The 6,011-nt window shown below is 43.4% G+C and carries 6 protein-coding genes; 5 read left to right on the forward strand and 1 reads right to left on the reverse strand.

All coding sequences use genetic code 11. The annotated features are described in order from the left end of the window. The first annotated feature begins 740 nt into the window (after nt 1-740). Together EWV68_RS18280 and EWV68_RS18285 are read left to right on the forward strand one after the other, a co-directional pair. Complete coding sequence (locus tag EWV68_RS18280) at nt 741-947, forward strand: hypothetical protein (protein WP_287170636.1); 207 nt, start codon at nt 741-743, stop codon at nt 945-947. Between the two features lie 243 nt (nt 948-1,190). Next, the gene (locus EWV68_RS18285; RefSeq protein WP_149985791.1) at nt 1,191-1,394 is read left to right on the forward strand and encodes a Txe/YoeB family addiction module toxin; all 204 of its coding nucleotides are present in this window, start codon (nt 1,191-1,193) and stop codon (nt 1,392-1,394) included. A gap of 326 nt (nt 1,395-1,720) precedes the next feature. On the opposite strand, the gene EWV68_RS18290 is transcribed toward EWV68_RS18285, so the two are convergent. After that, nucleotides 1,721-2,944 carry an ABC transporter substrate-binding protein gene (locus EWV68_RS18290; RefSeq protein WP_287170638.1) on the reverse strand — a complete coding sequence of 408 codons (1,224 nt, stop codon included), beginning with the start codon at nt 2,942-2,944 and terminating at the stop codon, nt 1,721-1,723. 390 nt (nt 2,945-3,334) lie between these two features. Between EWV68_RS18290 and EWV68_RS18295 the strand changes: the two genes are divergently transcribed. The 3 genes from EWV68_RS18295 to EWV68_RS18305 form a co-directional block, all read left to right on the forward strand. Next, nucleotides 3,335-3,640 carry a DUF6825 family protein gene (locus EWV68_RS18295; RefSeq protein ID WP_004162702.1) on the forward strand — a complete coding sequence of 102 codons (306 nt, stop codon included), beginning with the start codon at nt 3,335-3,337 and terminating at the stop codon, nt 3,638-3,640. A gap of 90 nt (nt 3,641-3,730) precedes the next feature. After that, a complete protein-coding gene (locus EWV68_RS18300) occupies nt 3,731-5,419 on the forward strand; it encodes an ABC1 kinase family protein (RefSeq protein ID WP_287170640.1) in 1,689 nt (562 codons plus the stop codon). Nucleotides 5,420-5,811: 392 nt separating this feature from the next. Then, nucleotides 5,812-6,011 (forward strand): RRXRR domain-containing protein (locus EWV68_RS18305; protein WP_287170639.1); only part of this gene is annotated, 200 nt, incomplete at its 3' end.

Raw genomic sequence — 6,011 nt, forward strand, 5'->3', positions numbered from 1 at the left:
TAAACTAATAAAACGGAGAGCCTATGGCTTTAGAAACTTTCGGAATTTTTGGGTTAGAAGTATGTTGTCTTGGCATCTTGTATGTTGATTTAGCATAAAGAGTAACGAAGAGCCAAAAAATAAAGGTCGGGGAAAGTTGTTAAAATCCATAATTGCTGGCCCGGTATTGTCCTCTAATTTCCCCAAAGAGTCATTAATCGGCGAATAATCCTAGATCATCAGCACCAGCTTCCAATCTGGTCTGTCAGGTTAACGGCGATCGCAGTTTTGTCGCTTGGGTTAAGACACCGCACTACCTAAGACCAAAGACTGGCGCATTGTTAATAAACACACTTTCCTATCCAAAGTTGTACTTACAAATACAATTTAATAAAATCTTTATATTTTTCTCATGCCAAGGTTCTACCTTGGCATGAGAAAAGGGAGGATATTCCTCCCTTCCCTGATGGGTTACACAAGAGCTAGAACCTCTGGAAATGTGTTACAAGGGCATCCCTTGCAACGAGGTAAGACTATACAGAAACGAGAATATCCAAGTTATCATTGAAACTGCTATAATTAATGGTTCTTCGGTTTGTGTTATGCAATGGACGGGAGTTATAAGGGGTGAAACCCTTATATAGAAAGACATTGCTTCGATTTTTGCCAATTGTTTTCAATCTAGAACGAGCTAATCAATATCGAACCATACCAAGTAACGAAGAACCTAATTAATAAAATCTCAAGAATAGCAAAATTATATGAATGCACTAAAATACCAAACAATCATCAAAAATGGTCAACTTAGTTTACCTCACCTCGACTTACCAGAAGGAACAGTTGTCGAAGCGATTTTATTGATTAAAGAAGCTGCTGAAATGGATGAAACGGACTATCTGCTTTCCACAGAAGCTAACCGTCAACATCTCCAAGAGGCAAGAGAATCTCTGAAAAATCCTGATAGTTAGGGTCTGCTGAATAAATCTAAAAACCTTGTTGGATAAGACTTTTGGACTTTTTTCCCCTCAAAAAGTGCCAGCCATTGCGGGGATCGGGGGAAAATTCAGGTACTTTTTCCCTGAAGGGGCCACACCCTGCCACCACCGAAAAGCTTTTTCAGCAAACCCTAGTTATATTTATGTAGATGCTGCTAACTTATGAGGAAAGTCACCTTTCTAACCCGAAGTTTTGATGAGTTTAATTAATGGGCGATCGCAGACAAAAAAGTTGACGCTAAAATTGTCAGCCTTATTAAAGATGTTCAAAGAGAGCCTTTTTCTGGATTAGGAAAACCAGAAGCATTAAAACATGAACTATCAGGATTATGGTCACGACGCATTACAAAAGAACACCGCCTAGTTTATAGCGTGTCTGATCAAGAAATTGTTATTATTTCCTGTAAATTTCACTACTAATAATTGCCAGAAATTCCAGAACTAGCTTAGAGCAAGAATTAGGGAACACGAAAACTTAAGAAGAATTTCTGAAGAAAGGGAAAACCAACCTACATTTTTCTTTTATTCTTGTCCAACACCACCATCGAATACTGTCCTATCCCTAGAGAAATTAATTGAATAGAACATTGCAAGTCAAAACAGGATTATGTTGATTTTGGACTCGACTTTAACACTCTTGAACACTTTAAACAGGATTTAGTATTACACAAGAGCTAGAACCTCTGGAAATGCGTTGCAAGGGAGACCCTTGCAACGAGGTAGAAGCGAGAAGAACCACTTACTTATTAATTTTTCACAAAAGTAAACTTACCATTTTTACCATCGGCATCCATTTTAATTTGTGCCACGGAGAATTTATCCTGAATGATTTCCCCTTCGGGAGTAAAAGCAATATCTCCCAGGACAGTGACATACTTACCCGCTAAAATCTCCTGATTTAATTGTTGGCGAATTTGTTCGAGGGAAAGTGTACTGAGTTTATTTTTATCATCTACCCGTTTTAATGCCTCGACAAAAACTTGAATTCCCGTAAAAGCTTGAGCGGTAAATTGGGGGGGTGCTTTTTTATTTTCTGCTGTATAAGCGGCGACAAAATCCCGATTAATAGGATTATCTAATTCCGGGTTATAAGCTTGAGCAATGATAATGCCATCACATTGAGCTTGACAAACCGGGAAAATATTAGAAGTATTTAAACCATTGCCCCCAATAATTAACCCCTGATAGCCTAATTGTCGCAACTGTTTGACTAAATTGCCCCCGTCAGCAACCAAACCAGAAATAACCACTAAATCCGGTTTAATATTAATAGCTGCGGTGGCTTGGTTTTGAAAATCTGTATCGGTGGTTTGGAATTTCTGCACGGTGACAATATCAAGATTTAAACTCTTCAGGGTTTCTTGAAAAGTTTCCGTTTCCGATTTACTAAAAGCATCATTTTGGGCAAAAAAGACAGCCACTTTTTTAATCTTGGGATCGATTTTTAAAGCGGTTTTAACCGCATTGGGAGCGACCACAGCCACAGGAGCAGACACCCTACCCACATATTCACCGATCTGGGGGATACCTTTAGCGGTGTTAGACGGACCGAGAATGGGAACTTTGGCTCGATCGGCGATCGGACTAGCGGCAAAAGCTTGCTGGGACAAGGAAGGACCGAGAATACTCACCACCTTATCTTGAGTAATTAGGGTATTTATGGCGTTGATCGCGCCCTGTTCATCCCCGGCCACATCCTGGATAATAACTTTAATCGGTGTTCCATTGACTCCGCCCTTTTTATTAAAATATGTTTCAGCCATCTTGACACCGATCACCTGTTCCTGTCCCAATAGGGCGAGATTGCTGGTTTGAGCTAAAGCTGCACCGATGGGAATAGCAGCAGTGGCGGCGTTTTCTGCGGGACTGGGGTTAGTTTGACTGGTGGGAGTGCCGGAATTACAGGCCACCACTAGACCAAAAGTGACTAGGGATAGTATTAAGGGGATTAATAAACGTTTTCTGAGCATCTTAACTCTCCAGAGACTGATATTGTTGATGACACTATTATTTCGCTAATCGGGTTGATTTCAGCGATAATTCTCGACGCAATCGGACCGGATTCTGCTCCCTTAGCGCCCTTTCTTTCCCCTAATTTTGTCGATTAACCTCCCGTCTCATACTAAATCCTGTTTAAAAAGCACAGGAGAGTGGGGTGTAGGGTGTAGGGTGTAGGGTGTGGGGAGAAACAATTCATAACTTGAGAGTTAATCACACTATTGAAAACGGATTTGGTCTCACCTCCGTTTTCAGAAAAACGATTTGCCTTTTCTGGTTCTGTCGCCTAACCTAGTAGTTAGGGAATCTATTATCGCCTTTCCCGTCCACAAACCCCGAAGCGAAAACATCCATTTAAGATTATGACTAACCCCGTTATTCACGCCTTTTTCCTCGGACGAGCGATCGCTGAAGTGATCGGTGAACAGCTAGAAGATGCGTTTACCAACGCTTTAAGCGAATTAGGCAAATTTGATGCCGAACAACGGGAAAACCTGCGGCAATTCGTCGAAGAAGTGCAAATGAGAGCCGATCAAGCCATGGAAAAGGGAGTATATACTGGTACAGAGTCCGGTGGTTCCTCCAGTGCCGATGTGCAGGAAAACATCGACGAAATGCGCGCCGAAATCGCCCAATTGCGCTCGGAACTAAAAAACTACCAGAATTAACCCAAAACCCTCTTTTAGTCGCTTTAAAGCCCCAAAAATTGCGTGTCAGCCTTTCTACCCGTCCCCGTTACCCCAGAGTTAAACCCAGCAATGCCGGCCCTCGAAGTCGCCAAAAATAGCTATCGTTGGAATCGAGAAAGCTATTCCATCAATCGTCGTCGTCTAGATATTTGGCGATTCGTTCTGACCGTACTTTATCAATTCTGGCTCAACGGTAAAAAATGGAGCTATAACGGCGGCTATAGCCAAGAAAAACTCGCCGGCAGACGCAGAAAACAGGCCGCTTGGATTCGGGAAACCATGCTAGAATTGGGACCGACTTTTATTAAAGTCGGTCAACTGTTCTCCACCCGCGCCGATCTTTTTCCCCTCGAATATGTGGAGGAACTCTCGAAACTACAGGATCAGGTTCCCGCATTTACCTACGAACAGGCCAGCAAAATCATCGAGGTATCCCTCGGTAAACCCCTCAATCAACTCTTTAAAAGCTTTGATCCTATTCCCCTGGCAGCCGCTAGTTTAGGGCAAGTTCACCGGGCTCAACTGAAGACTGGGGAAGATGTGGTGGTCAAAGTCCAACGGCCCGGATTGAAAAAATTGTTTAGTATCGATCTGGCCATCCTGAAAAAAATCGCCCAATACTTCCAAAATCATCCCAAATGGGGTAAAGGTCGCGATTGGACGGGTATTTATGAAGAATGCTGTAAAATTCTCTGGGAAGAAACCGATTATCTTAACGAAGGTCGTAACGCTGACACTTTTCGCCGTAATTTTCGCGGGGAAGATTGGGTGAAAGTGCCAAAAGTCTATTGGCGCTACACCTCTCCCCGGGTTTTAACCCTAGAATACCTCCCCGGCATCAAAATCAGTCATTATGAAGCCCTAGAAGCGGCCGGACTTGATCGCAAATTGTTGGCTAAACTAGGGGCAAAAGCCTATCTAATTCAACTGCTCAATAACGGCTTTTTTCACGCAGATCCTCACCCCGGCAATATCGCCGTTGATAGTGATGGCTCCTTAATTTTCTACGATTTCGGCATGATGGGACAAATTAAAACCAATGTGCGCGAAAAATTAATGCAGACTCTCTTGGGAATTGCCCAAAAAGATGCCGATCGCGTGGTCACTTCTCTGGTCGATTTAGGAGCATTAACTGCTAATGGTGATATGGGAGCAGTGCGGCGATCAATCCAGTATATGCTCGATAACTTCATGGATAAACCCTTTGAGGAGCAATCCGTAGCCTCTATCAGCGATGATCTCTATGAAATCGCCTACGATCAGCCTTTTCGCTTTCCCGCTACCTTTACCTTCGTCATGCGAGCATTTTCTACCCTGGAAGGGGTAGGCAAAGGACTCGATCCCGAATTTAACTTTATGGAAGTGGCCCAACCTTTTGCCCTGCAATTAGTACATGATATGACAGGAAATAATGGCGGTAATATCCTCGATGAGTTAGGACGGCAAGCGGCCCAAGTGAGCAGCACCGCCCTGAGTTTACCCCGACGCATCGATGATACGATCGAAAAATTAGAACGGGGTGATATCCGTGTCCGGGTACGTTCCAGCGAATCTGATCGACTTTTACGGCGATTGGGTATGATTCAAATGGGAACCAACTATACTTTACTTATAAGTGCTTTGCTCATCTCAGCAACGCTTCTATTTGTCAGTGGTTTTGGTTGGTTAACTTTAGTACCGATGGCGATTTCCCTGCTGCCAGGGATAGCTCTTGTGAGACTCTGGCGAAAAATTGAACGTCAGGATCGTATGATGTAATCGATCGCAGGATAATAAATATTGTGTTATACCATTTTTCTTTATTCTTGGCAGGTATCTTACCCCCCCCTTGCCCCCCCGATGTCGGGGGGGTTGGGGGGTGGGGGGTTAGGGGTGAGGGCGATTAACCATCTCTGCCATTACTTATGAAAAATGGTATTAGAAGCAGAAATTTCGGTCACTAACCCCACCCTAAAAGGGACGGAGCTTGCCTAAACCAATTTAGGCGACGCAAGTAGAGACTACCGCATCGAGACACAATCTGGCACAGACCTCCGAATACTTCCCTAGTTCGGATTCCCTCTCAGCTTTATTGGTAAAGCGTTGTTAGACAAGACATCTTGATTGTGTTGCGGTAAGGGACATTAACTTCACTCTTAAGGATTATCTCCATGGCAAGAGTTCCTGTTATCTCAAAAGACGGAAACCCGTTGATGCCCACCAAACCCAGTCGGGCCAGACGGTGGATTAAGGAAGGAAAAGCTATCGGTAAATTCAACGACTTAGGTATTTTCTATGTCCAGCTAACCACTGAATCCTCTAACAACAAAACCCAACCGATTGCCATTGGTATTGACCAGGGTAAATTATT

The organism is Microcystis sp. M_QC_C_20170808_M9Col (assembly GCF_007095495.1).
Taxonomy (GTDB): Bacteria; Cyanobacteriota; Cyanobacteriia; order Cyanobacteriales; family Microcystaceae; genus Microcystis; species Microcystis aeruginosa.